21 protein-coding genes are annotated in these 24,554 nt (G+C 47.3%); 14 read left to right on the forward strand and 7 right to left on the reverse strand.

What is annotated here, in order from left to right; genetic code table 11:
• Window positions 1-160: 160 nt before the first annotated feature.
• Window positions 161-838 (reverse strand): CsgG/HfaB family protein, encoded by a 678-nt coding sequence (locus tag Q0393_RS08235; RefSeq protein WP_298979357.1) that lies wholly within the window; start codon window positions 836-838, stop codon window positions 161-163.
• A 98-nt stretch (window positions 839-936) separates the two neighbouring features.
• Here Q0393_RS08235 and Q0393_RS08240 point away from each other — a divergent pair, with 98 nt between their 5' ends.
• The 3 genes from Q0393_RS08240 to Q0393_RS08250 all read left to right on the forward strand — a co-directional run bounded on the left by Q0393_RS08240 (window position 937) and on the right by Q0393_RS08250 (window position 4,428).
• Window positions 937-1,617, forward strand: a complete 681-nt coding sequence (locus Q0393_RS08240; protein WP_298703168.1) for a response regulator transcription factor — start codon at window positions 937-939, stop codon at window positions 1,615-1,617.
• On the forward strand, window positions 1,614-2,666 hold the full coding sequence (locus Q0393_RS08245) for a HAMP domain-containing sensor histidine kinase (protein ID WP_298979358.1): 1,053 nt from the start codon (window positions 1,614-1,616) through the stop codon (window positions 2,664-2,666). The genes Q0393_RS08240 and Q0393_RS08245 overlap by 4 nt, the downstream gene beginning before the upstream one ends.
• Before the next feature lie 1,075 nt (window positions 2,667-3,741).
• Window positions 3,742-4,428, forward strand: a complete 687-nt coding sequence (locus Q0393_RS08250) for a hypothetical protein (RefSeq protein WP_298979359.1) — start codon at window positions 3,742-3,744, stop codon at window positions 4,426-4,428.
• A gap of 80 nt (window positions 4,429-4,508) precedes the next feature.
• On the opposite strand, the gene Q0393_RS08255 is transcribed toward Q0393_RS08250, so the two are convergent.
• Window positions 4,509-5,318: a hypothetical protein gene (locus Q0393_RS08255; RefSeq protein WP_298979361.1), complete on the reverse strand. Its 810-nt coding sequence runs from the start codon at window positions 5,316-5,318 to the stop codon at window positions 4,509-4,511.
• A gap of 530 nt (window positions 5,319-5,848) precedes the next feature.
• Here Q0393_RS08255 and Q0393_RS08260 point away from each other — a divergent pair.
• Window positions 5,849-6,478 (forward strand): hypothetical protein, encoded by a 630-nt coding sequence (locus Q0393_RS08260; RefSeq protein WP_298979362.1) that lies wholly within the window; start codon window positions 5,849-5,851, stop codon window positions 6,476-6,478.
• A gap of 218 nt (window positions 6,479-6,696) precedes the next feature.
• Here the strand turns inward: Q0393_RS08260 and Q0393_RS08265 are convergent, their stop codons facing one another.
• From Q0393_RS08265 to Q0393_RS08275, 3 genes are all read right to left on the reverse strand, one after another.
• The gene (locus Q0393_RS08265; RefSeq protein ID WP_298979364.1) at window positions 6,697-7,485 is read right to left on the reverse strand and encodes a sulfite exporter TauE/SafE family protein; all 789 of its coding nucleotides are present in this window, start codon (window positions 7,483-7,485) and stop codon (window positions 6,697-6,699) included.
• 118 nt (window positions 7,486-7,603) lie between these two features.
• Complete coding sequence (locus tag Q0393_RS08270) at window positions 7,604-8,287, reverse strand: hypothetical protein (RefSeq protein ID WP_298979365.1); 684 nt, start codon at window positions 8,285-8,287, stop codon at window positions 7,604-7,606.
• 688 nt (window positions 8,288-8,975) lie between these two features.
• On the reverse strand, window positions 8,976-10,400 hold the full coding sequence (locus Q0393_RS08275; protein WP_298979367.1) for an SPFH domain-containing protein: 1,425 nt from the start codon (window positions 10,398-10,400) through the stop codon (window positions 8,976-8,978).
• A 159-nt stretch (window positions 10,401-10,559) separates the two neighbouring features.
• Here Q0393_RS08275 and Q0393_RS08280 point away from each other — a divergent pair, with 159 nt between their 5' ends.
• The 3 genes from Q0393_RS08280 to Q0393_RS08290 all read left to right on the forward strand — a co-directional run bounded on the left by Q0393_RS08280 (window position 10,560) and on the right by Q0393_RS08290 (window position 12,943).
• Window positions 10,560-11,579, forward strand: a complete 1,020-nt coding sequence (locus tag Q0393_RS08280; RefSeq protein ID WP_298979369.1) for an ABC transporter substrate-binding protein — start codon at window positions 10,560-10,562, stop codon at window positions 11,577-11,579.
• A gap of 499 nt (window positions 11,580-12,078) precedes the next feature.
• On the forward strand, window positions 12,079-12,642 hold the full coding sequence (locus Q0393_RS08285; protein ID WP_298979371.1) for an isoprenylcysteine carboxylmethyltransferase family protein: 564 nt from the start codon (window positions 12,079-12,081) through the stop codon (window positions 12,640-12,642).
• 70 nt (window positions 12,643-12,712) lie between these two features.
• Window positions 12,713-12,943, forward strand: coding sequence for a hypothetical protein (locus Q0393_RS08290; RefSeq protein ID WP_298979374.1), 231 nt, complete (start codon window positions 12,713-12,715; stop codon window positions 12,941-12,943).
• A 613-nt stretch (window positions 12,944-13,556) separates the two neighbouring features.
• Here Q0393_RS08290 and Q0393_RS08295 read toward each other — a convergent pair.
• On the reverse strand, window positions 13,557-14,924 hold the full coding sequence (locus Q0393_RS08295) for an SH3 domain-containing C40 family peptidase (RefSeq protein WP_298979376.1): 1,368 nt from the start codon (window positions 14,922-14,924) through the stop codon (window positions 13,557-13,559).
• A gap of 54 nt (window positions 14,925-14,978) precedes the next feature.
• Between Q0393_RS08295 and Q0393_RS08300 the strand changes: the two genes are divergently transcribed.
• Entirely contained in the window at window positions 14,979-16,316 is a 1,338-nt protein-coding gene (locus tag Q0393_RS08300; protein ID WP_298979377.1) for an AAA family ATPase, read from the forward strand.
• An 8-nt stretch (window positions 16,317-16,324) separates the two neighbouring features.
• Window positions 16,325-17,290, forward strand: coding sequence for a DUF3137 domain-containing protein (locus tag Q0393_RS08305; RefSeq protein WP_298979378.1), 966 nt, complete (start codon window positions 16,325-16,327; stop codon window positions 17,288-17,290).
• Between the two features lie 47 nt (window positions 17,291-17,337).
• Here the strand turns inward: Q0393_RS08305 and Q0393_RS08310 are convergent, their stop codons facing one another.
• Entirely contained in the window at window positions 17,338-18,216 is an 879-nt protein-coding gene (locus Q0393_RS08310; RefSeq protein WP_298979380.1) for an aminotransferase class IV, read from the reverse strand.
• Between the two features lie 83 nt (window positions 18,217-18,299).
• On the opposite strand from Q0393_RS08310, the gene Q0393_RS08315 reads away from it, so the two are divergent.
• From Q0393_RS08315 to Q0393_RS08335, 5 genes are all read left to right on the forward strand, one after another.
• The gene (locus Q0393_RS08315; protein WP_297904971.1) at window positions 18,300-18,803 is read left to right on the forward strand and encodes a hypothetical protein; all 504 of its coding nucleotides are present in this window, start codon (window positions 18,300-18,302) and stop codon (window positions 18,801-18,803) included.
• 412 nt (window positions 18,804-19,215) lie between these two features.
• Complete coding sequence (locus Q0393_RS08320) at window positions 19,216-20,025, forward strand: transporter substrate-binding domain-containing protein (RefSeq protein ID WP_298979383.1); 810 nt, start codon at window positions 19,216-19,218, stop codon at window positions 20,023-20,025.
• A gap of 94 nt (window positions 20,026-20,119) precedes the next feature.
• Window positions 20,120-20,926 (forward strand): transporter substrate-binding domain-containing protein, encoded by an 807-nt coding sequence (locus Q0393_RS08325; RefSeq protein ID WP_297904974.1) that lies wholly within the window; start codon window positions 20,120-20,122, stop codon window positions 20,924-20,926.
• Window positions 20,927-21,027: 101 nt separating this feature from the next.
• Entirely contained in the window at window positions 21,028-21,831 is an 804-nt protein-coding gene (locus Q0393_RS08330) for a transporter substrate-binding domain-containing protein (RefSeq protein ID WP_005870746.1), read from the forward strand.
• A gap of 500 nt (window positions 21,832-22,331) precedes the next feature.
• On the forward strand, window positions 22,332-24,455 hold the full coding sequence (locus Q0393_RS08335; RefSeq protein WP_298979385.1) for a hypothetical protein: 2,124 nt from the start codon (window positions 22,332-22,334) through the stop codon (window positions 24,453-24,455).
• The last annotated feature ends 99 nt before the right edge of the window (window positions 24,456-24,554 follow it).

A 24,554-nucleotide genomic window follows, 5' to 3' on the forward strand; every position in this document is an offset into this window, starting at 1 on the left:
GCCCGCCTACGTCGCCTTCCTGCTTTAGATACTGATAGGTCGAGTCCGTGTAGCTGCCGTCCCAGTAATAAATTTGATTCCGGCTCCCGCCGCCGCAGCCGCAAAAGATCACGGCCGCAGCAGCAAGAGCAAGAGCGCTACTCGCTTTCAAATTTAATCCTTATCTCACTTTAAACGCGCCGTTTTCAAGGCCGTTTACGAGATTATTGACCGCTTCGATGATCGCTAGGCTTAGCACCTTGCCGTTTAGCGTCGAGTCGTAGCCCGCAGTGCCGCCGAAACCTAGCACTTCGCGGTTTGATAGCTCGTATTCGCCCGCGCCCTGGGTCGAAAAGACCACCTCGGACGTTCTGACGTCAACGATGTTTAAATTTACTTTAGAATACGCGGTTTGGGTCTTTCCCTTACCTAAAATTCCAAACAGCTGATGATCTCCGGTCGTCTTGCGGCCAAACTCAGTCACGTCGCCGGTGATAACATATCTGGCGCCTTTTAAATTTTGTGCGCTTTTGGAGATTGCGCTTTCCTCTTTGATGGCGCGCATATTTGTACGATCAAGCACCGAGAAGCGCCCGCTTTGTTGTAAATTTGAAATAAGGATCGTCTGCGCTTGGTTGCCCAGTCTGTCCTCGCCGTCGGAGAACACGCCGTTGTTGTAAGAGGACTGATTGTTAAAGCGCCCTACCGACACGGCGATCCGCTCGCCCGAGTAGTTGGTGTTTAGGGTCGCTACCGTAGGGGTTTGCACTACGCGAGAGCTCTCTTTCGCGCATCCGCTAAATAGCGCCAGCACCGAAGCTGCAATAACGGCAGCCGATATGGTTTTTTTGAAATTCATTCTTTACTCCTTGAAAAAATTTACGTATAATATCTCATTGTTTCTTAAAATTTTATGTATAAATTTAAGCGCATGAATTTAGCAAAACGGGAGCGATTATGCTTAATATTTTACTGGTCGAAGACGACGAGGCTTTGAGCTCGGCGATAAGGGAAAAACTGCTTGATGAGGGCTTTAGCGTGAGCTGCGCCTTCGACGGCAAACAGGCGGCAGAGGCACTGGATGAGGCGCACTTCGATCTGATCATCTCGGACGTGATGATGCCTAAGATGGACGGTTTTGAGCTTAGCAGGTACGTTAGGCGCGACGGCAAGAGCCAGCCGATACTGATTATAACGGCAAAAAGCGAGATCGAGGATATGCAGACGGGCTTTAAAAGCGGCGCGGACGATTATATGAGCAAGCCGATAAATTTAAAAGAGCTCGTGCTGCGCGTGCATGCGCTGCTAAGGCGCGCAAAGATCGCGAACGAAAAGCGGCTTCTCATCGGCGGAAGCGAGCTTGACTATGATACGCTTAGCGTCCGCACCGAAGGCGAGCGTATAAGCCTAGCGCCGAAGGAATTTCGTCTTTTGTTTTTGCTGCTAAGCTACGCGGGCAGAATTTTTACGAGATTTGAGATAATGAGCGAAATTTGGGGTTACGAAACGGACAGCGACGAGCGCGTCGTCGATACGCACGTCAAAAAGCTGCGGGCGAAATTTGAAAACTCCAAGGACTTTGAGATAATCACTGTGCGCGGGCTTGGCTACAAAGCGGTAAAAAAGGAGCGAGCGTGAAAAAATACCTCATCAGCCTCAAAAGCTTCATCGCGTTTTACTCTTCGCTCGCATTCGGCGTGATAAATTTCATCGTCTGCTTTGCGGTTTGCATGCTTTTTTACATAGGCATCGGCGGCAAGATCGGCGGGTTTTGGGACGGAGTGGCGCTGTGCGCGATCATCTGCTTAATCACGATGGCGTTAAATTTTACCCTGCTTTACTTCGGGCTTAAAATTTTATTTCGCCCGATCAAGCGGCTACTAGGCGCGATCACCGCGATCGCAAACGGCGATTTTGAGGCGCGCGCCGAGCGCAAGCTACACGGACATCGCACCGATTACGTTTATATGCACGAGCTCGACGAGCTCGTAGTAAACGTCAATAAAATGGCGCAAAAGCTGCAAAAGCACGAGCAGCTACAAAAGGAGTTCGTCTCAAACGTCTCGCACGAGATGAAAACGCCGATCTCCTCAATCGCCGCGTTAAGCGAGATGATAGAGAGCGGCGTGAGCGAGGAGCGCGCGGTGCGATACGCAGCCTCCATCGGCGCGGAAGCAAACCGCTTAAGCAAGCTCTGCACCGATATGCTAAAGCTAACGAGACTTGATAGCGGCGCGGCGGTGCGCCTAGATGAAGCGGTACGTATCGACGAGCAGCTGCGGCAATGCATCATATCGCTGAGCCAAAGCTACGAAGGGCACGAGTTCGAGCTAGATTTATCGCCGCTTAGCGTGCGATCAAACGCGGGGCTGCTAAATCAAATTTGGAGAAATTTAATCGAAAACGCGCTTAAGTACTCGCGCCCGAGCGGTAAAATTTTCGTCCGTTGCCGCGTTTGCGATGGCTTTGCGCAGGTGATCGTAAAAGACGAGGGCATCGGCATCGCGCGCGAGAAGCTGGATAAAATTTTTGACCGATTTTATCAGTGCGAGGAATCGCACAAACAGCTTGGTAGCGGGCTTGGGCTTAGCATCGTACGCAGAGCGCTCGATATTTTAGGCGGACAGATCGAATACGAAAGCGAACCGGGCGTCGGAACCGAAGCGCGCGTTAAAATTCCGCTTTAAATTTCAGATCAAGACGGCGCGGATGAGCTGCGTCTTGCAATTCGTGGCTCGCCGTAAAATTTCACCCCACGGGCGCAAGTCGCGCCGATGCAAGCTTTGATGATACAAGCTTTGACGACGTAAAAAAGCGCGGGTGTGTCGCGCGCCGCGACAAAGTCGAAATTCTGCTTTAAATTTACCGCGCGCTGCGACTTTGCCGCGCATTACGACTTTGCCGCGCATTACGGCGGGCGGCAGGCTCGCTTAAATTTGCCGCGCTTTAACACAGACGGCCGAATTTTGCCTGAAATCTGCCGCCGCTCGCTCGCGCTTTGCAACGGACGGAGAAATTTTGTCCTAAATTGCAAAAGACACATTAAGAACACAATCATCTTATATAATCCCGCTCATAGATCGATCGGGTACGCCCCTAGCGGCCCGAGCCGAGCAATAAATAGAATTAAAAACAAAGGAGAAGCGATGAATAAGGCCGTACTTCACTCGGTGCTAGCGATAGAGGCCATTTTATGGGGGCTTTTGTCGGCTGTAGTTTTAGGCGCGTAATTTTTACGCTTTGAACTCGGCGATCTGCCGAAAATTTATAAAATTTGCGCCCCGCTTCGCATTCGCTGCGAAAAGGGGCGCACCCTCGCTAACTATCTAAACTAAAATTTATCCACCCGCTGCCTGCTGCGTAAACCCTGCTGCGTGCAAATCCATACCGCAGGCTAGCCGGCCGCACACAAACCTCGCTGTGCGCAAACACATCGCCGCGGATAAAGCAGCTGCGCAACTAAAAATCGATAAAATTTTAAATGTTACAAGCGGACGAATGAGTCTATTTTGCCCTATTTCGTCTGCGCCTTTTACAATATGCGCCCGCCCGCAAACAGCTTGCGATAGGAAAATGATTTTAACGGCGCAAATTTTAAAATACGCAACCCGCTCCCGGGTGCGCAAATTTACACCATTGCCGCTAAGCGATTTTTAAAAGCTCTCAAGCTAAAATTTATCCCGATTTAAGATCGAATTTAAACCAAACGGCGAAAATTTCACGAAAGACGCCACAAGAGGCGAAATCTCAAAGGAGCCTAGCTTGAAAAGATTGATAAATTTCCTCGGGCGCATTTGCACGGATATGCTTACAGGTAGAGTATTGCTGCATCCGATCCTTCTTACGGCTGTATTTTTAGCGGCGAAATTCGGCACGCTATATGTCATAGATGAAAAAATTTTAGGAAGCGGCTATGATTTGGGGATATTTGGAGAATTCGCTTATTACATATTTTTTGATTTTGTCGCAGGTGCCTATTTTATAGCTCTTTGCGCGCATATTATCTACGCTTCGCCCGAAGTCAAATCGCTTAAAATTTTACGCAAAATTTTACTCGCGATAATCTTGGCATCTTGCGCACTGGGTTATTTTGCTTCGGACGTAAACTACCAAAAACTAGGCGTCCTTGAAGCCTTTTTAATTGCCTCGCTAATTTGCATTTGCATCTATTCGGTCGCAACCGAGATATCAAACGACCGCTCAAACGCGGTATTTTGGGGTTTTGCTTATGTTCTTAACTACATAGGTGCCTTATTTGTAATATTTCATGCGCAATCCGCCGAAGTCGTAGCCGTCATTTTAATAATCCTTTGTCCGCTCGCGTGGGCGTTTTATTTCAAATACGAATTTCAAAAATCGCTCGCAAAAAACGCCGCAAGCAATGATGAAATTTTAAATAGTGCAAGCAGCGATGAAATTTCAGAAAGAAAAGCACGCGCGGAGAATTAAATTTATAAAATTTCACCGCAAAGGGCTAAATTTATAAAATTTCGCCGGGGTCAAATTTTAAAATTTCCCGCGCGGCGCTTTTATTCATTTATATCCTCAATCACCGCTTCTACGAAACGGGCTGTATCTATTAGCCTAAAGCCCCATATTTTTGGATCTGCCGTGATTTTATTATAAAAATCTTCCAATTCTTTCGCAGGAGATAATTCGCCCAATTTAAACGGGGCTAATTTTACCTTTCCAATCTTTTTTAGATAAGGCAGCAGCTCCTTTAAATCCTTATGATTAAACCAGCGGTCCGCTCTAAGAAAGCCGCCGTTTTTCGAGCTCGCGATCTTGCTTTTTAAAAAATCATCCATACCGGGCGGCTCTTTTTGCAGCAGTCTGGTGCAGGCTAGGTGGTACTCGAGCTTTCTGGGGGTTTGATCTACCGCCGAGACAAAGCAAACGCCGTATCCCTGCTGCATCCGGATAGACAAAACGTCGCCCTCCTCAAAATACGGCGTTTTTTGCTTCGAAATTTTGGGCCGTTTAAGCGGTCTAGGGTTTTCGCTTTTTAGTTGAACGGCCAATTTGTCAAGCGCTTTTTGGCGGCTCTTTTGAGATTTTTCAAAGACCTTATTCCACATCTGGCTTGCACCGCCTTTTATGATAGCAAGGGCTTTTTCGCGGATTTCGTCACTTAAAAATCCGATCTTCCAAAGCGAATACGCCAGGGCTGTCCAATAAATCTCGCTATAAAGCTCATCGGTGCAGAAATTTTCCGCCTGATTTAGAACCTCCCGCAGTATCGTTTCAACATTTTCGCCGTCCTTGTAGCGCTCTGTGATAGTCAAATAGATATCGTATCCGTCGTCGCTGTCGATAATTTTCACTCCGTCTATCGCCATTTTTTCTCCTTTATTTTGATCTCTTTTCTGCCGATTTCGCTGAGCCGAATTTTATCAAAATTTGAGCGCTTAAAAGACAAATCACCATTGAAATTTCGCTTTAACGGCGGCGAGCCTTGCTTATAAATACAGCGCGGCCCAGTTTATAAAATTTAACTAGCTCAAAATTTGAATGAATTTTTAAAATTTCACTCGCAAGAGCGGCTATCTACCAAATTCAGGCTTTCAGACATTCTTAAATTTTAAGCTTTACTTTTGGGAGCGGAAGGGGTTCTACTTACGAAGCGTCGCCTTCCTTTGCTTCGGCACTACCTCGCAACTGCAAGCAGACCAGCCCCCAAAAACCCCACCATCCTCTCAATCGCGCGCTGTATATTTTCAAAGTAAAATTTACGCTCGTAGCAGCGCTGCGCCAAGCTAGCACGCCTTTAAGTTTGACGAATTTATTTAAACAAACGCAGTAAAATCCGAGCGTAAAATTTAACGGAGTAAATTTTACTTTGCATCAAAGCGCAAATCTAGGAGCCAAAATGCCAAAAATCGTAATTTTTTTCAAATGCGTCTGCACAGATATTTTCGCGGGCAGGGTCTTGCTACATCCGATTTTACTTACGGCTGCGTTTTTAGCGGCTAGATCCGGCGCGTTTTGGCTGATAAATAACGCAATATTTGGCCTCGGTTACGACTGGGGTTTCCTGGGCGACGGCTTCTTTTTAATGTTTTACCACTTTATCATAAATGCGTATTTTTTAGTATTTTGCTCCTATATGCTATTTAGGGCTTCTTTTGCGCGCTGGCTCAAATTTATCTGGCTGGTGCTCGCTATTTTTATACTTATAGGCTGTATTTACGGCTATTTTGACGCTCATATAGACCGCCAAAAAGAAGGGGTATTCGTCGGCTTTTTTATCGCATCTTTAGTTGCGATTTGCGCTTATGTTCTAGTAATAACGATTGAGTTAAAAAGTTTCCTACCGATCGCATACACGGTCGTTTATCTGATTAGTTTTTCCGCCTCGATATGGATAGTTTTTAATACGCAAGGAAATTACACTACAATGGTTTTAAATATCCTTTGCCCGCTTGCATGGACGTTTTATTTTAAATACAAATTTAAAGGAGCACTTGCTAAAAACGCCGAAAACGAGAGCAAAATTTAAAGTAGAAAGTCGGACAAATTTGGAGATTTAGCGAGTTAAATTTTCATTTCGTCTGCAAATCCGTCAAATTCAGGGTCAAATTTTACTACCCAAATTTTAGCCGTGATCAAAAATACGCAAGCAAAAAGCTATTTTGCGTTAAAATCCTCAAATTTAGTCGGTAAATTTCGCTCCAAAGAGCGGTTTTAAACGCCGATGTTTGACTAAATTTAGAAATCTTAAAAACTAGCCAAAAGATCCGAAACCCAAAATCCAAGCCGTGCCAAAAGTCCTAAGTCTAAAAATTTATCTACCGTTATACAAAGTATCGTGACGATAAGTGCGATCATCCAGCGCTTTTGAGCCTTTTTGCCGATCTTGTGCGAGGTTTTGACGCCCGCGTAAACGCCCGCTAGCGAGCCGACGCCGAGTAACGCGCCGATCTTATAGTATACGAGCCCGTGCGCGGAAAGGCTCAGAAAGCCCGCGCTTGAGGAAAATATCACGAAAAATAGCCCCGTACTGACGGCCTTTTTGATGTCGTAGTTTAAAAAGCTGATCAAAATAGGCATCACGAATACCGCGCCGCCGATACCCACGCTGATCGCCACGGCGCCGACGAACAGCCCCACGATAAAGAGCAAAATTTTAGATTCGTTGGGCTCGCCGGTGGGCTCGGTCGGGGTTTTGAATAGTTTGATTAAATTTATGATCTGCACTAAAATAAGCGTGCCCAGAAGGAATTTCGACGAAAAATAGCTTACGATAAAGCCGCTACTAAGCGCGCCGCAAAAGCCCCCGAGCCCCAGCACCAGCGCCGGCGCGACGTCGAGCATTTTGCTTTTAAAATTTACGAACGAGCCGAAAATCGAGCTGAAGATCATCTGCATGATGCTGATGCCGATGGCGTACTTGACGTCGTAGCCGAAGAGCATCATCACGGGCACCACGACCGTGCCGCCGCCGATGCCGAAAAATCCGCTGATAAAGCCTACGCAGGCGCCGATTAAAATGTATTCAAAAAACATCCGTATTCCTTATTTCAGCCCCTTTGGTCTCGCCGAATTCCGCTTTTTGCGGCTCGTCGTTAAAATTTACCGCTTGCAAGCGTTTAAATTTAGGCGCGAAATTTAGCAAATTTAAAGCTTATAGCCGTTTTGCTTCGGGCATCCATTCGCGGTATTGCTCGCGCGAAATTTTTACTTTTTCATATCGCAAGGCGTCCGCGCGAAAGCATTTCAGGCTCAGTTCATTCCCCTCAAAGCCCGCAAAATCAGCCTGCTCGTAGATGTCGTAACCGCCCTGTATGCAGTCTAAAACGTCTACATATCTCTGCTCTTCGCTCATCGGCTCGGCAAAGCTCACCAAATGCACGCCGTTTGGAGCCGCCCAGTAGCAGCCGTCCACCGCCAGCGCGTCCCAACCCCGCAGATAGTGCGCGCCGTCCCAAATGAAGCTCTCCTTGCCATCTAGCCAGGCGTCCGGCACGAAGCGCATAATCTGCGCTGAGGCTAGATCAAGCACGCTATAGCCGTATAGATCCTGGCGAAAAACGAGGTAAAATTTGCCGTCTGCGTGGCGGATCAGGCTAAAAAATTCCGCCCTATCGTCTATACAGCGCCAGCTTTTTATCTGCGTTTTGCGAGTATCAAACAGCGTGTATTCGCCGCCGCTAAAGCTTGTCGCGCCGAGCCTATATGCGTCTTTTACGATCTCATATCCGCCGCTTAAATTTATCGTTTGGCGCCCGGTAAAATTTTGCCCCTCGAAAAGAGTTTCCGTCTGCCTGATGCGCGCTTGGTACTGCGCGGAATTTACGGCGTTTGCCATCGTACGCTCCTTAAAATTTTATGCGGATGGGTTAAATTTTGCGCTGCCGCCAACAGCTCGCACTTCTTAAATTTCATCCGAACCGAATAAATTAAGCCTCGCGGGCGGCAAAATTTGACCGCTAGGCGCTAAAGTTCAAGCATTCGGCGGCAAACCTACAACTACTAAGTGCAATTCGCGTGAACGCTATGCACCCGCGCCTAAATTTTAAATCTTGCTTTGCGAATTTTTTAAAATTTACCCGTAATTTCGGCACTCTGCGGATGTCTTGCAATACTGCGCCGCCTTTAAATACTCGCGCACGAGAGCCTGAAATTTTACGAGCGTTTGAAATGTGGCGTTTAAATTCCGCAATATTTAAAATTCCACGGCATTTTAAAATTTCACGACGTTTTAAATTCCAGCGAAATTCGAAATTTCGCGAGTATTTGAAATTTCACAATCTTTAAAATTCCGCTAGCGCCTTAAATTTTATCCGATGCGGGTAGGTAAACCGCCCGGACGGGCAGACCGCTCAAATTTGCTCGCCCGCGCTGTGCCGCTAGCTATCATTCAAAATTTACTCCCCAGAATTTTGCTCCTATCAAGAGTGCAATAATCTCGCCACCAGCTATTACTCAAATTTACCCTCCTCCGCAGCGCCGTTAGCGTATAAATTTAAAGTTTTACTCGCCCGAGACCGCGAATATTACTCGGATTTATCCTCCTCCTTGGCGCCCGAAATTTTATCCAGCACCTTTTTGCCGACCTCGCTTTGATTTAGCGCTTCGAGCATCGCGGCTAGCTGCGTGCCGCCCTTGGCGCTTAAAATTTCGCCGAATTTACTCATCCCCTCGCCCACGCTGCCTTCGTTTGCGATGATCTTAAGATCCGCCGCGCTTAGCGCCTTGGCCTGCTCCAGACCGATGTCGCGGTTCGCTTCGATCTGTTTGATCGAAATGAGATAGGTCTGGTATCCCTGATTTTCGCCGATCTCGCGCGCGAGCTCGATCTGTGCGTTTACGGGCGCGAGCTCTTTTAGCCTAAGCGCCTCAGCCTCTGCAGAGCCTATCTTTAGCGTACCCTGCGCTTCTTTGTCCTTCATCTCCAAAAGCGCCGCAGCGGCGAGAAACTGCTTCTCTTTATCGCCCTGCGCTACTAAAATTTGATTTTCCTTGATCGCTTCGGCGTCGCGGATTTTGGCGTTTTTGCGCGCTTCGGCGTCGATCTCGATCTTGCGCTGCTCCTGCTCGGCCTTTACGATCTCCACTTGCTTTTTGATCTCGGCCTGCTTGACGTCGTTTACCCGCACGACCTCCATCGCCTTTTCCTGCGTGATCTTTTGCTGATCCTTGATGAGCTGCTCGGCCTGCTCCTTTGAGATCGCAACCTCTCGCTCGTTTTCGACGGTTTTAAGACCTACCATCTTATTGGCCTCCTGCTGGCGCACTTCGGTTGCTTGCGCGGCTTCGATCTCGGCGATCTGGGCGAGCTTGGTGTTGTTTGCGACCTCGACGCGGCTTTCCTTTTCGATCTGGGATTTTTTCTTCTCCATGATGTTAAAGATAACCTTGCTGCCGCTGCTATCTCGGATATCCATCAGCTCGATATTTTTAACGGGCTCGATACCCCAGTTTTGCAGCTGCGTCTTTACCGCCTTGGTAAAATCATCTCCGAGCTCGGAGCGGATCTGCAAGATGTCCTCAAGCACGCGGCTCGAAAGGATCGAACGAATCGAGCCTTGAATGATGTTTGTAAGCTGATTATTCAGGTCTTGAAAATTATTGACGCGTTGTGCGGCTAAATTTGAATCCACGATCCTAAAAAACGCCGTAATATCGACGACGAAAGGAAGCCTGCCCAGATCATACGCCTCATAATCCTCGATCTTGATACTAAAGACCGAGACCGGCAAAACGATCTTCGTAACGCCCAGCACCGGCACCCAGCTTGGGAATTCATAATAGCTGTTACCGTTACCGGTATCTTTGCCGTAGCTCGTCGTCTTGCGCGCACTCTGGACGATATGCACTTCATTCGTCTCCACTATGCGCCTGAAAAACAGAGGCACGATGATAAAAAGCGCGATTAAAACCCCGGCGGCGGCGCCTATTAAATACAAAATTTCATCCATTTTCTCTCCTTCAAAAATGCTAAATTTAAAATGGATTATATAAAAATTTACTTTGAAAAATAATAAATGATCGCAACGGCGGCGGTTAAAATTTACGCAATTTTAATGAGATTTTATGTAATATCGCAGCGTATATTTCAATACCTTTTAGGAGAAAAAATGAAAAAATTTTTACTACTGCTTTTAGCAAGTGCGCTTTTTGCGAGCACGGCAGAGCTTAGAACTATCAAGGATATGGACGGAGCTGAGGTCAAAATCCCCGCAAAAGTTGAGCGTATCGCGGCACTCTGGCACTCGAACAATCAAATTTTACTGGCTCTGGGCGGAGCGGATAAGATCGTCGCCACCACCGATAACATCAGCAAAAACGCATGGTTTCTTAAAATTTATCCGCGCCTGGCGCAGATCCCCGTGCTGCTAAAAAATAACGACGTAAATTTAGAGGAGCTGATGAGCCGCAACCCCGACGTAGTCATCGTCTCAACCGCATTGGCAGGCGAAAATTTAGCTAAGCAGGGCTTTACCGTTTTAAAGGCGAGCTTTAGCGATTACGAGCAGATGAGGCGCAGCATCAGGATGTGCGGCGATATGCTAGGCGGCGACGCACCGCAAAGAGCGAAGGATCTGATCGCAAATCTCGATAAAAATATCGCTTTGGTTAGCGGCCGCACCGCAAATTTAAGTCCCGATAAGCGCCCGCGCGTCCTTCACATCGTAGGCGGAACCGATCTTTTAAAGATCGACGGCAAGGGCACGCTGATCGACTCGTGGATAGAGCTAGCCGGTGGAACGAATGCGATCACCGCCACAAAAGGCCCGATGAAAACCATCACTGCCGAGGAGATCATCGCTAGCAACCCGCAGATCATAATCGTGGGCGGCGATCACAACGAAGATGCGGTAGCTCAGATCAAATCCAGCCCGATCTACAGCGGCACGGATGCGGTCAAAAACGGGCGCGTTTACGGCAATCCGCGCGGGGTTTTCAACTGGGATCGATACGGCGCGGATACGGTGCTTCAAATTTTATGGGCGGCGAAAACCATCCAGCCGGAGCTTTTTGCGGATATCGACATAAAGGCCGAAACGAAGGCGTTTTATAAAAAATTTATGAATTACGAGCTAAGCGACGCGGAATTTGGCTATATTTTAAAAGGACTTAGCCCGGAGGGTAAATAACACGCGGCACCGAAGCAACGGCATCAGCGCCACACCTAGCAGGCAACCCGTGCCGAACAGTTTCATCGTGTAGTAGGCAGCGAGTACATCGGTACAGAATGTTTCATCGTGCGACGCACATCGGTGCCGAGCAGACTGCCTGTCCTATCTCGACACCAGATATACAAATCGTCTAGTCATACTGGCGAGCGGCGTCGTATCGTCAAAATAAGCGGCACTATCGCATTTTTGGCGCGTTGAAGTGCGGATGCCGCCCGCATAAAGTGCAGATCCCATCGGTGCTCGGCGCGTCGATACCCGAATGAGCGGCGTCACTATCACATTACCTTAGCAAGCGACATCTGCGGCGGACAATGTACCGAGCAAAGAGCGTGCCGAATAAGCAGTGCGAGGCGGAGTAAAATTTAAACTCGCGGCGGGTGAAAAAGGACAAAGCAACGGCAAGCAAACAAGGGCAAAACAAAGCTGCAAGATAAAATTTAAAGCCAAAGGGGCGGTCATGGAAATTTCATTTTTTACGACGCTTGAGCCAGTTCTAGCGGGCGCTTGGATACCCTCATTTGCGATGGTGCTGATACAGTTCGCGTATATGTTTATCTACAAAAAGGTCGGCAAGCGCGCCACCGATACCTCGTGGTACACGCTCGCGGACAAGCGAAATGCGATCATAAGCTCGCTGCTGCAAGTAGTGCTGCTCATTTTGTCGGTGTTCGTGCCGCTTAAGACGGGCAGCGCATGGTTTTGGATCGAAGCGGTGATCTATATAGCGGCTTTCGCGGGCTTCATCAAGGCGTTTTACGACTATGCGGCAGCGCCTACGGACAGAGCCGCACAAGGCGGCATCTACCGCCTATCGCGCAATCCGATGTATTTCTTTTATTTCCTCGGCATGGCTGGCGTTTGCGTCGCTTCGGCGTCGCTGTGGCTACTCATAGCAATAGTACCCTTTGCCATATACAACCATCTCGTGGTCCTGGGCGAGGAGCGCTACTGCGAGCAAGCCTACGGACAGGAGTATTTAGAGTATAAGCGCAAAACGCCGAGATATTTTTTGTTTTTCTAAGGGGAGAGTAAAACCTAAGGCATGCCGCAGCCCTAGACGTTTTATAAAATTTTGGCACCAAGGAGAGAGTATGCTCGTAAGGAAAAATTTGGCGCTCGTCGCCGTTTTATTTCTAGCGTTTTGTCTAAACGCCGCCGCGGGAGAGCCGAGGACGGTTAAAGATATGCGCGGAAACGTCGTCGAGCTGCCGAAGAAAGTAAGCAAATTAGCCTCGCTTTGCAACGAGAACAATCAAATCATCATCGTAGGCGGCGCGGAGTTTGGATACATACTGCACGGCCTAGGCCTGGACAGCAAATGACGCACGCTCCCGCTTGCGGCGAAAAATAGCTTCGGCTCTGAAGCCTGGGCGCGTTTAGAGCCGTCTGCACATTTAGCGAAAAAGCGCTTCTTAAAATTTTAAGGGCCAAGCGAATGAAATTTTAACAGCGAATGAAATTTTACCGGCTCGCTACAGCTCCTTTAAAATTTCAAACGAAATTTTAAAGCAAAATTTTACCGACGGCGCAAGGGCGCGTATATTGGCGATGAAGACACGAAATGTAAAATTTAGCGATGCGCCTAGTAGGCACGACGAAACGGCAAACGCATCGCTAGTAAGAAATACGCAAGAGACGATGTTTTAGACGAAGCGATTTGCAAGAGACGGCGGCGAGCGCGCTTATATTCGCGGGCTTCTATCCATAGCGGCGAGCAGTTCGCAGAGATATACGCAAGCAACGCGCCGCTTTCGATAGCGACGAGCAGTTCGCGCCTGCATACACAAACAAGACATCGTTTTTCTGTAGCGGCGACGGCTTGCACTCATATTTGCAACGCGCGGTCCGCTCTTTTTACATGCATCCGGTTCTCGTCGTTGCTTTTTTCAGAGGCCATCGCCCATAGCCCGCTCTCTATTTTTTACGAGACAGCGTTTAATTCGCACCGAAATCCGCAGAGCCAAACTGATCGTCCAAAACGCCGTCATCCTCACCCGAAAGCACGCTCATCGCGCTGATACGCGAGATCAACAGTCGATCCTCGGCGATGTCCGCGCGATCCGAGCCGATAGTAAGCGACGTAATCGCCGTGCGCCCGATGACCGCGCGCCCGCCGTCCATCGTGCGAAGCCCCCAGATATCGTGCAGCACCGCAGGCTCGCCGTCCACCCGCCCTACATAAAGCATCACATGGCCGGGCATATACAGCAGGGTTTTATACGCTACGCCGTTTTTGCCGATAAAGCTAAGCTTTTCATCCGCGCTCATCCCTGCCAGCGAAAAACGCTCGCCGCGGCCCGATTGCGCCTTGGAATTTCGCGGCAGCCACAGCCCGAAATTTGCCAAAAAGTCTTTCGTCATAAGCGAGCAATCGCGAAGAAATTTATACCCGCCCCAGCCGTATTTCTGCCCGAGCAGGCTAGCGGCTACGATCTTTGAGTTTTGCTCATCAAGCGGCGCGGGCCAAAGCCTCGCATCCTCCGCGCTAACTAAATATCTCTTGGCGCCAAACTGGGTTAAAATTTCGCCGCTAAATACGTTCCGCACGCCGAGCGTGCCGCCAAGATCGCGCTCTCCGCTAAAATCATAGGGCAGGATCGTGCCAGTGCGCGCCCTAAAAAGCTCAGCGCCGCTTTCGTCATAAATGGCGGCGCCCTCGCGCAGGATCGTTATAAATTTAGAATTTGCGTAGATATCCGCCTGCTGCGGGCTGATGCGCTTTATCGCGTCGCTTCTGATCCAGCCCCACACGCCGTCGTTGCGCACGAACGCCCACGCGCCGTCTCTGCTGTAATGCGACAGCAGCAGCGGATAGCCCACGCTCACGGCGGAATTTGCGGCATAATCAAACGGCTCGCCCTCCCCCGGCTCGCTCGGATCGCCGAAAATCGGCAGATCGCTTGGGATATTTCGCAGCAACGCATTTTTTACCGTTATAGCTGGCGCGGAGATTAGCCCGAACGCCTCTTCATTGGCGTTTGCGCGAATGCTCTGATAGACCGCGTCGTTATATATCCTGCCTGCGGCGTCAAAATGGCGCCCCTTGGCGTAATTAAGCCCCCAAAACGTATCGATTTCGGCTTTAATCGGCGCATCGTCAAACCAAATTTTAAAATAGCGGCTCTTAAACGCGCTTCCGCTTATGTTTTGCACCGACGCAGGAGCGGGCAGCCGCTCGCTGTTTTGAGCGTAATCAAGATCTAAAACCGCGGGATTTTCGGGGATAAACTTGCGCGGGCCGACGGTTTCGCCGCAACCTGCAAGAACCAAAGCCGCGAAGATGAGAGATACTAATCGTTTCAAACAATGCCTTTTAAAAAATTTTGGCTATAATTTTGCCAAAAAACAGGAAAAAACTTGATAAATTTCATCATCCAAAAGCTAAAAGATCGCAATATTTTCATCACGGGCGGCGCAGGCGTGGGCAAAAGCTACGTGATAAAAGAGCTCATCGAGGATTACCGCGCTCGCGGCAAGCTCGTCATCGTGCTCGGCAGCACCGGCATCAGCGCCGTAGAGATCGGCGGCGTGACCGTGCATAGCTTCTTCCGCTTCGGCATTTGCAAAAACCACGAGGAGCTAAAGAGCTTCGATCGCAAACAAAGCGGCAAACTAAGCGAGCTGCGAAAAATTTTAGCCCTCGCAGATCTCATCGTAATCGATGAAATTTCGATGATCGGCGCCGAGCTTTTCGAGATGATCTATCTTAGAATTTCAAATTCTAAATTTAACGGACGGCTACTCGTTACGGGCGATTTTTATCAGCTTCCGCCGGTACGCAAAGAGGGCGAGAGCGCGCCGCGCGCGAGCCTATTTAGCGACTCGGATTACGCCTTCGGATCGTACGCGTGGAGGCAGTGCGAGTTTTTTTACGTCGAGATGATAGGCTCTAAGCGCACCGCGGATGCGGCACTATACCGCCTGCTTTGTGAGCTGCGGCTCGGCATCACAAGCGAGCAGACGGCGGAGCTGATGCGATCTTTGCTCATCGATGCCGCGCAAGCAGAACCAGATGCCACGATAATCTCGGGCCGAAACGCCGAAGTAGATGCGATAAATAGCGCCAGATTAGCCAAGCTTAATGCACCGCAAAGCAGCTTTGAGGGCGTTTATGAGGCGCTGCAAAGCGGCGTGAGCGAGCAAAAAATTCAAAAATGGATCGCCTCGCTAAATACGCCGCAAAGTCTGACGCTGAAAGAGGGCGCAAAGGTGCTGTTTACCGCGAATAAAAGCGGCGAGTTTTTTAACGGCGAGCAAGGCGTCGTCGAAAAAATCGAAAAAGATTCCTGCGGCGAGATCGAAAGCGTGGTCGTAAAAAAACCCTCGGGCATGCTAAGCCGCGTGCAGCTGCAAACATACGAACTAAGCGAGATCGCCGCGAGCGGCGCGGACGCCGAGCAGATCGTACTGGCGCGGTATTATCAGTTCCCGCTCAAGCTCGCATACGCCATCACAATCCACAAATCCCAAGGCATGAGCATCCCGCAGCTCATCTGCGACATCGACAGGATCTTTGCCAAAGGGCAGCTCTACGTGGCGCTTTCGCGTGCGACGAGCCTTGCGGGGCTCGGGGTGATATATACGCGCTCAGAGCCCCTGCTGCGGTATTTGCAGCGCAGCGCAAGCGCAGACGAGGCCGTGGTAAAATTTTATCAAGAGAATGAATTTTATAGAATTTCGGATCAAAAAATTTAAGGAAACGCATGCAGCTAGAAAGAGCGATAGCGCTAAGTAGAGCCAAACAAAAAAAGTGTATTTGCAAGGTAGTGATGATCTATGCCAAGATAGCATTTTTGTATCTGTTTCCATTTATTGTGATGTTTGCGATCGATGCGGTATTTAAAACAGACGATGATACGGATTACAAGATGATCGAAGTTTATCTTATCTACGCGGTGCTTTTGATTATTTATGTTGCTTGCATTTACGACGGCATTGCGGACGCCGCTTATGAATATAAACTGTTTTACAAAAAAGTTTTGGTGCGCACGGCGATCTCGCAGGCGTATCCGCAGCTTACTTATTCGCCAGGCCGCGGCATAAGCGCGAAGGAATTCAGGCGAGCGGGAATCTTTGCAAACTCCGATTTTATCAGCGAAGATGAGATAAAAGGCGAATGGGATGGGGTAAAATTTAGCCTTAGCGAGGCGATTAGAATCAAAAAGAACTACGATCTGGGCATAGACAATACCTATGTGAAGCTAGCTTCGCTTGCAATGAGCTTATATGATGCGTATATGGATTTTAACGGCAGCGTGCTGATATGCGAATTCGGCAAGAGATTTTATGCCAAAACCATCTTGGCGAGCCGCGAGCTAAATACAAAAATTTTAGGCGAGAAGGAGCTAATGGACAACGTCGTTTTTAATAGCGAATTTCGCGTGTTTACCGGCGACAAGGTCGAAGCTCGCTATCTATTGACGCCTACGTTGATGGAGCGACTAAATGAGCTGAAGCGATACTATTATAAATTTAGCATCAGTGCGGCATTTATGGATAATAAATTTTACCTATTTCTAAACGGCGCGCCGAACCGCTTCGAAACAGAGCTATTTAGCATACCTCCAACTACCGGAACGACATATGCTCACCAATACGAACTGGCTGAGATTTTAGAATTAGTAAGCGAGCTGAGTCACATAACCGGGGAGCTAGAAAGCAAAATTTAATCAGCCCGCATAAGTTTGAATTTAACGGGCTAAATTCGACCGCCCTATTACAGTCCCGCTTCGGCTTTTAGCCGCGCAGCATACATCTCTCGCAGGCGCGGTACGTATTTGCCGACCGTGCCGCCGCCGATCTGCCTGCCGTCTGCTTTTACGATCGGCAGTAGCATCAGCGTCGCCGCACTGATGAAGGCTTCATCGGCCTCATAAACCTCGCTCATTCCAAACGCCCGCTGTTCCACACGAAGCCCCGCCTGCTCGGCAAGGCCTAGGATCACCTTGCGGCGGATGCCCGGCAGTATGTCGTTTGAAAGTGGCCGCGTGATAAGAACGTCATCTTTGATGATAAACGCGCTGGAGCTCGAACACTCAGTAACCAGCCCGTCCTCGATCAAAAAGCACTCATAAGCGCCCGCCTTGTGAGCCTCGTGCTTTAGGATGCACTGAGCTAAAAGCGAGATCGATTTTATATCGCGCCTATGCCAGCGGATCTCGGGCAGGCTTACGATCTCGATCCCCTCTTTTGCGAGCGGATTATCAAAAATTTGCGTATGATAGACGAAAGCAAAGACGCTAGGCTCTATGCCGCGGACGTAATCAAAATCCCGCATCGCCGCGCCTCTTGTGATCTGAGTGTAGAAAGCGCCCTCGCTCACGCCGCCCTGCGCGATGAGCTCATATAAAATTTCCTCATATTTTTCGCGAGAATATGGAATTTTCAGCTCGATCTGCGCGGCGCTGCGCTCAAAGCGCTCCCAAAAATCCGCTCTGTCGCAAATTTTAGAATTTACCACGGGCGCTACTTCATAGATGCCGTCTCCAAGCACGAAACCGCGATCAAAAGGGCTTATCGCGGCCTCTTTGGCCTTGCAAAGCTTGCCGTTAATATAGACTATCTCATCGCCGCTCATTCCGCTGATTTCAAACATAATCGCTCCTTGAAATTTCGCACCATTTTATCTTATAACAATTTAATTTAAGATATAATGCCGCAAAAATCGAAGGAACTCCGATGGATAAATCAAATTTTAAAGATAGGCTTTTAGAAATTATGTTTCATGTCTCGCATAAACCCGTGCTTTTCCGCGATCTGCTCGAAGCTAATGCCGAGTTTAACGACGGCATGCTCGTCGATCCTTCGAAGCTAAATTTTAAATTTAACTACGGCAAATCCTACGTGATCTTCGCCTGCTTCGCATTCGTCTGCGTTATGTTTCTGATAACGCTGACGCACGCGATGTTTGAAAAGATCGACTTTCACTTCTCCATTTTATTTACGATCATAGCGACGTCGGCGGTTTTTATCGGCTTTGATTGCTTCAAAGCGTGGGCTAGAAAAAAGCTAACGCATGAGCTTATCAAACGCGCTTGGGCGAACCATTTCCTCTACTTTCCTTACGAAAAATACAGCCGCATAGTCGAGAATATCTACAACGAAGCGCTCAAAAATGACGTGCCTAGACGCGAGCTAGAACAATACGTGCTAAGCAAAATCGTAGAAGTCGGCGAAAAATAGTTTTAAAATACCGCAAAATTCTATAACACAAAACAGCATTTCAACCCAAGCAAATTTTAAAATTTTATTGCGAAATATGCGGCACGTAGGCAAGACGTAAAAATTCCAGCTCGAAAAGCAAGCAGGTATGATGGATGAATTCCAAATTAAAATTCTATGCCGATACAGCAAAAACTGCACCGTAAATTACGATAGATAAATTTTAATCAAAGCTTATACTTTCCTGCGCCACATTTCGCTACGGCTAAATTTCACTTCATAAAATTTATCTATCGTTTCTTAAATTCTAATCTCATTCACTTACTGCCGATTTAGCAATCCGTATTATGTAATTGAAGTTATGTTTAACTATTTTAGGGTAAAATCACGCAATATCTAAGGGATAATATTAAATTTAAGAAAAGGATAGTTTATGAAGCTACTTTTTTGCATTATTTTTGCACTTTGCAGCAGTGTTTTTGCGGGCAGTTTGGAGCAGATCAGATCTGCCGGAGTCGTTAAAATCGGTGTTCGTGATGGTAGGCCGCCTTTTAGTGATGAAAAAAGTGGTAATTTCGAAGGCTTTGAAATCAACCTTGCAGATGCTATAGCTAAGAGCATATTCGGCGATAAGCGCGGTAGAGTCGAGTTCGTCCCTTTAAACGCCAGCGATAGGATCTCTGCATTACAAAACGATAAGGTAGATCTTGCAGTCGCGACCATCACTATAACGCAAGATAGAAAAAGGCAAATCGACTTTTCTTATCCATATTTTTCGATGAGTTTGGGAGTTTTGACGCGTAAAAGCGACGGCATCAAAAGTATAGACGATCTTTTAAACAAAAAGGTCCTAGTAGAGGGTAGCGGGACTACGGCAGAAAATTTTTTGTATAAAAATAAAATCCACAATCTAATCCATTGCTCCATTACTACCGAATGCTATGATATGCTTAAGCAAGGCAAAGCCGATGCTTACGTTAACGATAATCTCATCGTGCTAGCTTATTCCATTATCGATGATAACTTAGAAGTAGCAATCCAAAATCTAGGTAATCCGGAATTCTTAGGCATCGGGGTGCGCAAAGGCAATACCGAATTGCTTGATCTGATAAATAAAGAGCTTGTTACACTTAGCAAGCAGGGCTTTTTCGAACGTTCTTACGATGAAACTTTCAAGCCATTTTATCAAGGCGCTGCAGATAAAAAATATTTCTTACTAGATGGGCTCTATGCTATATTTTAGGACGGAATTTAGCAGTGTTTTATCTAACGCCTTCGACTAAAACATCATTTATTATAAGAGGATAATATGCGAAATCCCATTTTAAGGACATAAAATGAAACTACTTTTTATAGCGGCTCTATTTTGTGCGGCGCTTTTTGCCGATAGCCTAGATCAAATCAGACAAAACGGCGTCATTCGCATCGGAGTGCGAGATGCTCATCCGCCGCTTTGCGAGTCTAATGGCGGCAAATTTGAAGGATTTGAGATCGATCTTGCAAACGCTATTGCTAAAGAAATTTTCGGCAAAAAAGAGGGCAAAATCGAGTTCATCCCACTAAGCGTAAATGATAGAATTCCATTTTTAGAGGCAAACAAGCTTGATTTAGTTATCGGTCTATTTAGCATCACCAACGAACGAAAAAGAAAAATCGATTTCTCCCTCCCCTATCTCTCCGTAAATTTGGGCGTATTAACGCGCAAAGCCGACGCTTTTACCGATATCGCGCAGCTTCATGATAAAAAGATCGTATTCGAAGGCGACGCGACAGTAGCCGAGAAATTTTTCAAAACCAAGGGATTTAAAAATTTAGGCCATTGCGCTTCGGCTAAGGAATGCTACGAAATGATTCGAAATGGCGATGCGGATGGCTATATAAACGACAATCTCATCGTGCTTGCATATTCCGTCATCGATGATACTTTAGAAGTGCCGTTTAAAAACCTAGGCCCTAGCGATTTCATCGGCATCGGCGTACAGAAAGACAATAAAGAACTACTTGATTTCGTCAATGCAGAGCTCATTAAACTAAGCAAAGAGGGCTTTTTCAAAAAGGCCTACGAGCAGAGTTTTGATCCATTTTATCGCGGTACAGCGGATAAGAAATATTTTCTGCTAGATGGAATTTATAATATGCTCTAAGAGCTTGCTTTAAATTTATAAGTCCGGCTTTTAGAATTTTAATAAATAAAATTTCCCGCTTCGTTTGAAGGCGGAAAAGAGATTAAATTTAAGGATTTGCCATGAAATTGCTTCTTGCAATGTTGCTACCATTTATCGTTGCTTTTGCCGATAGTCTGGAACAGATCAGATCAAAAGGCGTCGTTCGCATCGGTGTTTACGACGGACAGCCTCCTTTTAGTGAGCTAAACGATGGAACTTTTGAGGGCTTTGAAGTTACAATGGCACAGGCCATAGCAAATGATCTTTTCGGCGAAAAAGGCGGCAGAATCGAGCTTGTGCCGATGAAGGTCGAGGATAGAATTCCAGCTTTAGTAAACAACCGCGTAGATATCGTCATCGCTACGATTACCATTACGCCTGAACGCGCGCAGCAGATCGATTTTTCAACACCGTATTTTTCGGTAAATCTTGGAGTTTTAACCCGCAAGGCCGATAGAATAAAATCCTTAGCCGATCTGCGAGAGAAGAGAATTTTACTCGAAAGCGGCGGTACGGGCGAGGCATTTTTTAAACAAGAAGGTTTTGGAAATTTTACATTTTGTAAGATCGCCAGAGAGTGCTACCGCATGCTAAAAGACGGCGACGTGGACGCCTACGCGACCGATAATCTAATCGCAATGGCATATCCGGTAGTCGATAGCGAGGTAGAAGTGCCGCTTAAAACTCTAGGCAAGCCCGATTTCATGGGTATTGGCGTTCAGAAAGGCAATAAAGAGCTACTGGATTTCGTCAATGCAGAGCTTATAAAGCTAAGCAAAGAAGGCTTTTTTGAAAAGGCATACGAGGGAACTTTTAATCCATTTTATCACGGCGCTGCGGATAAAAGATATTTCTTGCTAGATGGAATTTACAGCTTCTTGTAGGATTTGCGGCTCATTTTAAAATTTATCACGCAAGATTTATCGCGTAAATTCTATCTCCTGCTCGCTATACTTTAGCTCTTGCAGCAGGGATCACGTAAAATTTTAGCGCGCAATCTTACTCGTTTAAATTTTTCAAAAAAGCTTTTTCGCGGGCGAAACGGCACTTATATAAAATTCCGCTCGTTTAAAATTTATCCTGCATAAATTTTACCGCAGCTTGAATTGCCAGAATTAACTTAGCTCAGATTTTTATTATTTCAAATTTTACTAAAGATCCTCTTGCTGGGATTTTTTCACCACTTACAATCCGCTCAAAATGCCCCCTAAAAAAGGGTTAAATTTTGCAGTCAAGAATTTATTCTGCACAAAGAGTAAATTTTTACTACTTGAAATTACAAACGCAGCCCCCTCTGTCAAAAACCGATCAGTGATTTTCATATTGCAAACTGATCTATTTTTATGTATAATCGCAAACTTTATGAATTTTAAAGGATCAATATATGAAAAAATCCATCTGCTCCTCTATGCTTAGCCTCGCAGCGGTGCTCGCACTAGCACCCGCACAAGCGCTTTGCAATGCAGATTCTAATCCGCCGCTTATCCATACCCATAATAACCTCTATTCGGCTGGATTTAGCGGCAATACTAGCGGCAGCGGAAGCACCAGCCCAAATGGCAATATTACGACGATTACGGGCGTTGTAAGCGGCGGGACGGACTACTCCAGCAGCGTGATTTACGGCGGAGGAAGCGGCGATGGGATCGCTGGCTTTACCGAGTTGAATTCTGCTTCCAACAATAGACTTACGATTAGAGGTACAAACGCTTACGTGGGTATCGCAATAGGTGCTGAGGCCAAGGGTGTATCGGATAATTACGTGAGCTTAGAAAATGGCTCTAAGGTAAATTTGGTCGTGGGCGGACAAGGCATAGCGGCGTCTAAAACGGGCAACGAAGGCGAAGCGACGCGAAATCAGGTTTTTGTAAAATACGGCGCCGAAATTACGGGAAATGCCGATAACTTCGGCGGTAGCTCAAATAGACATTACAATATCATCGGCGGCAGAAGTGGAGCGGATAAAAAAGCCTCCTCCAACGCCGTAACGATCGACGGAGGCACTATCGGCAACGGCTCCGTTACGAATGTAATCGTGGGCGGTATAGTAAGCGGCGGCGGTGATGCCGTATCAAATAGAATAACTATCAAAGGCGGTACGTTTAGAGGGAACTTCGATATATTCGGCGCTCAATCCTCCGCGGGAAAAAGTAGCTACAATAGCGTCAATATAACGGTGCCTTATTATGGCAGCACAAATACTATCACTCTAAACGGAAACGGTAGAATTTGGGGCGCAGCGGGCGGAAGCGGAAATTCCACCGCAAACTCCGTCACTATAAATGCAAGACTAAAAGCGCAAAATTACCAAGTAGTAGGCGGCCAAGCAAATAGCGCTAGCGTAATGAGTGCAAATCGCGTAGAGATCAATAACGACGATGCAATCGTAGGCAGCGTCACAGGCTCTTTGGGCGGCGCCTCGAGCTCGCGAAGCGTAGTTGATCTCTACAAAGGTACCGTAAAAGGCGATGTCGCTGCAGCAAGCGGCATCACGGGCGAATCGGATGGTGATAGAGTTACTCTAGGAGCATCAGACTCCAACAAAGGCGTACACATCGGAGGCAATGTCTATGGCGCACGTGCAGGAAGTGTCAAAAACGCAGTCGTTTATATCAATAAAGAAAGAACGACGATAGCAGGAGACGTTTATGCAGGCTACGCTACAAGCGGCAGCGTCGAGAATAGCAACGTAAATTTTAGAGGCGGCACTATAAGCGGTACAATCTACGGCAGCAATAAGCCTACGGATAAAACTAATACTTTGCATATAGAAAATTGGGTCGGCGGCGGTGTGAAAAAAGCCAAGGACATTAAAAATTTCGGCTCTATAAATTTTCACGATCTATATTCCACTACCCAAGCCGATGCGCCTCTTACTCTAACCACTAGCGGCAATACGAATTTAAACGGCACAAAGATAGAGGGTATAAAATCAGATCTTGGCGAAGGAAAGTACTATCTGATACATAATTCAGGCGGCGGCACGATCACCAGAGCCGCACAAACCGTGCAAGATAATCAAATTTATACGATTACCGACAAAGACCACTATCAAATCACCGGCACTACGATCGAGGTCGAAAACAATAAGAATTTAATCATACAAAAAGGCACTCTAACTCGCTCTTGGATAGACCCCAACTTCGATCAAAGCGAGCTAATGCAAAATCAAAATTCTAACAAAGCTGCGGGCGCCACTGAGCTATTCGGTAATAAAGGCAACACCGTAATCGTAAAAGATGGTGCAGGCAATCTAGGCGGCAAAAATATAAGCTCGGGCAGAGACGATGCTACCGACGGAAGCAATAGCATCCACGATAACCACACTAAGATTAGAGGCGGAAGCAGCATAGGCGAGATCGACGGCGGGTACTCAAATTCCGCTACCCCGCAAGAAATTTATAATAACCACGTAACTTTCGAAGCAAGCGGAATAGACGTGGGGTATGTAAATGCGGGCATCACTATAGCAGTAGCGGCGGCGGAAACATCCACGATAATAGCGTAACTACGAATGCTACGATAATCCGCAATAGCATTTACGGCGGCAATACTAGCAACGGAGAAGCCAAATCCAATATCGTAACTATAAATAACGGCAGCGTAG

This window comes from uncultured Campylobacter sp. (assembly GCF_938015785.1).
In the GTDB taxonomy this organism is placed as follows: domain Bacteria; phylum Campylobacterota; class Campylobacteria; order Campylobacterales; family Campylobacteraceae; genus Campylobacter_B.

Excerpts from the sequence above, each read along its gene's own strand:
- Q0393_RS08325 (WP_297904974.1), top strand. The coding sequence starts at position 20,120 with ATGAAACTACTTTTTATAGCGGCTCTATTTTGTGCGGCGCTTTTTGCC.
- Q0393_RS08310 (WP_298979380.1), bottom strand. The coding sequence starts at position 18,216 with ATGTTTGAAATCAGCGGAATGAGCGGCGATGAGATAGTCTATATTAAC.
- Q0393_RS08330 (WP_005870746.1), top strand. The coding sequence starts at position 21,028 with ATGAAATTGCTTCTTGCAATGTTGCTACCATTTATCGTTGCTTTTGCC.
- Q0393_RS08320 (WP_298979383.1), top strand. The coding sequence starts at position 19,216 with ATGAAGCTACTTTTTTGCATTATTTTTGCACTTTGCAGCAGTGTTTTT.
- Q0393_RS08315 (WP_297904971.1), top strand. The coding sequence starts at position 18,300 with ATGGATAAATCAAATTTTAAAGATAGGCTTTTAGAAATTATGTTTCAT.
- Q0393_RS08235 (WP_298979357.1), bottom strand. The coding sequence starts at position 838 with ATGAATTTCAAAAAAACCATATCGGCTGCCGTTATTGCAGCTTCGGTG.
- Q0393_RS08305 (WP_298979378.1), top strand. The coding sequence starts at position 16,325 with ATGCAGCTAGAAAGAGCGATAGCGCTAAGTAGAGCCAAACAAAAAAAG.
- Q0393_RS08265 (WP_298979364.1), bottom strand. The coding sequence starts at position 7,485 with ATGTTTTTTGAATACATTTTAATCGGCGCCTGCGTAGGCTTTATCAGC.
- Q0393_RS08275 (WP_298979367.1), bottom strand. The coding sequence starts at position 10,400 with ATGGATGAAATTTTGTATTTAATAGGCGCCGCCGCCGGGGTTTTAATC.
- Q0393_RS08335 (WP_298979385.1), top strand. The coding sequence starts at position 22,332 with ATGAAAAAATCCATCTGCTCCTCTATGCTTAGCCTCGCAGCGGTGCTC.
- Q0393_RS08290 (WP_298979374.1), top strand. The coding sequence starts at position 12,713 with ATGCTCGTAAGGAAAAATTTGGCGCTCGTCGCCGTTTTATTTCTAGCG.
- Q0393_RS08280 (WP_298979369.1), top strand. The coding sequence starts at position 10,560 with ATGAAAAAATTTTTACTACTGCTTTTAGCAAGTGCGCTTTTTGCGAGC.
- Q0393_RS08270 (WP_298979365.1), bottom strand. The coding sequence starts at position 8,287 with ATGGCAAACGCCGTAAATTCCGCGCAGTACCAAGCGCGCATCAGGCAG.
- Q0393_RS08240 (WP_298703168.1), top strand. The coding sequence starts at position 937 with ATGCTTAATATTTTACTGGTCGAAGACGACGAGGCTTTGAGCTCGGCG.
- Q0393_RS08285 (WP_298979371.1), top strand. The coding sequence starts at position 12,079 with ATGGAAATTTCATTTTTTACGACGCTTGAGCCAGTTCTAGCGGGCGCT.
- Q0393_RS08255 (WP_298979361.1), bottom strand. The coding sequence starts at position 5,318 with ATGGCGATAGACGGAGTGAAAATTATCGACAGCGACGACGGATACGAT.
- Q0393_RS08260 (WP_298979362.1), top strand. The coding sequence starts at position 5,849 with ATGCCAAAAATCGTAATTTTTTTCAAATGCGTCTGCACAGATATTTTC.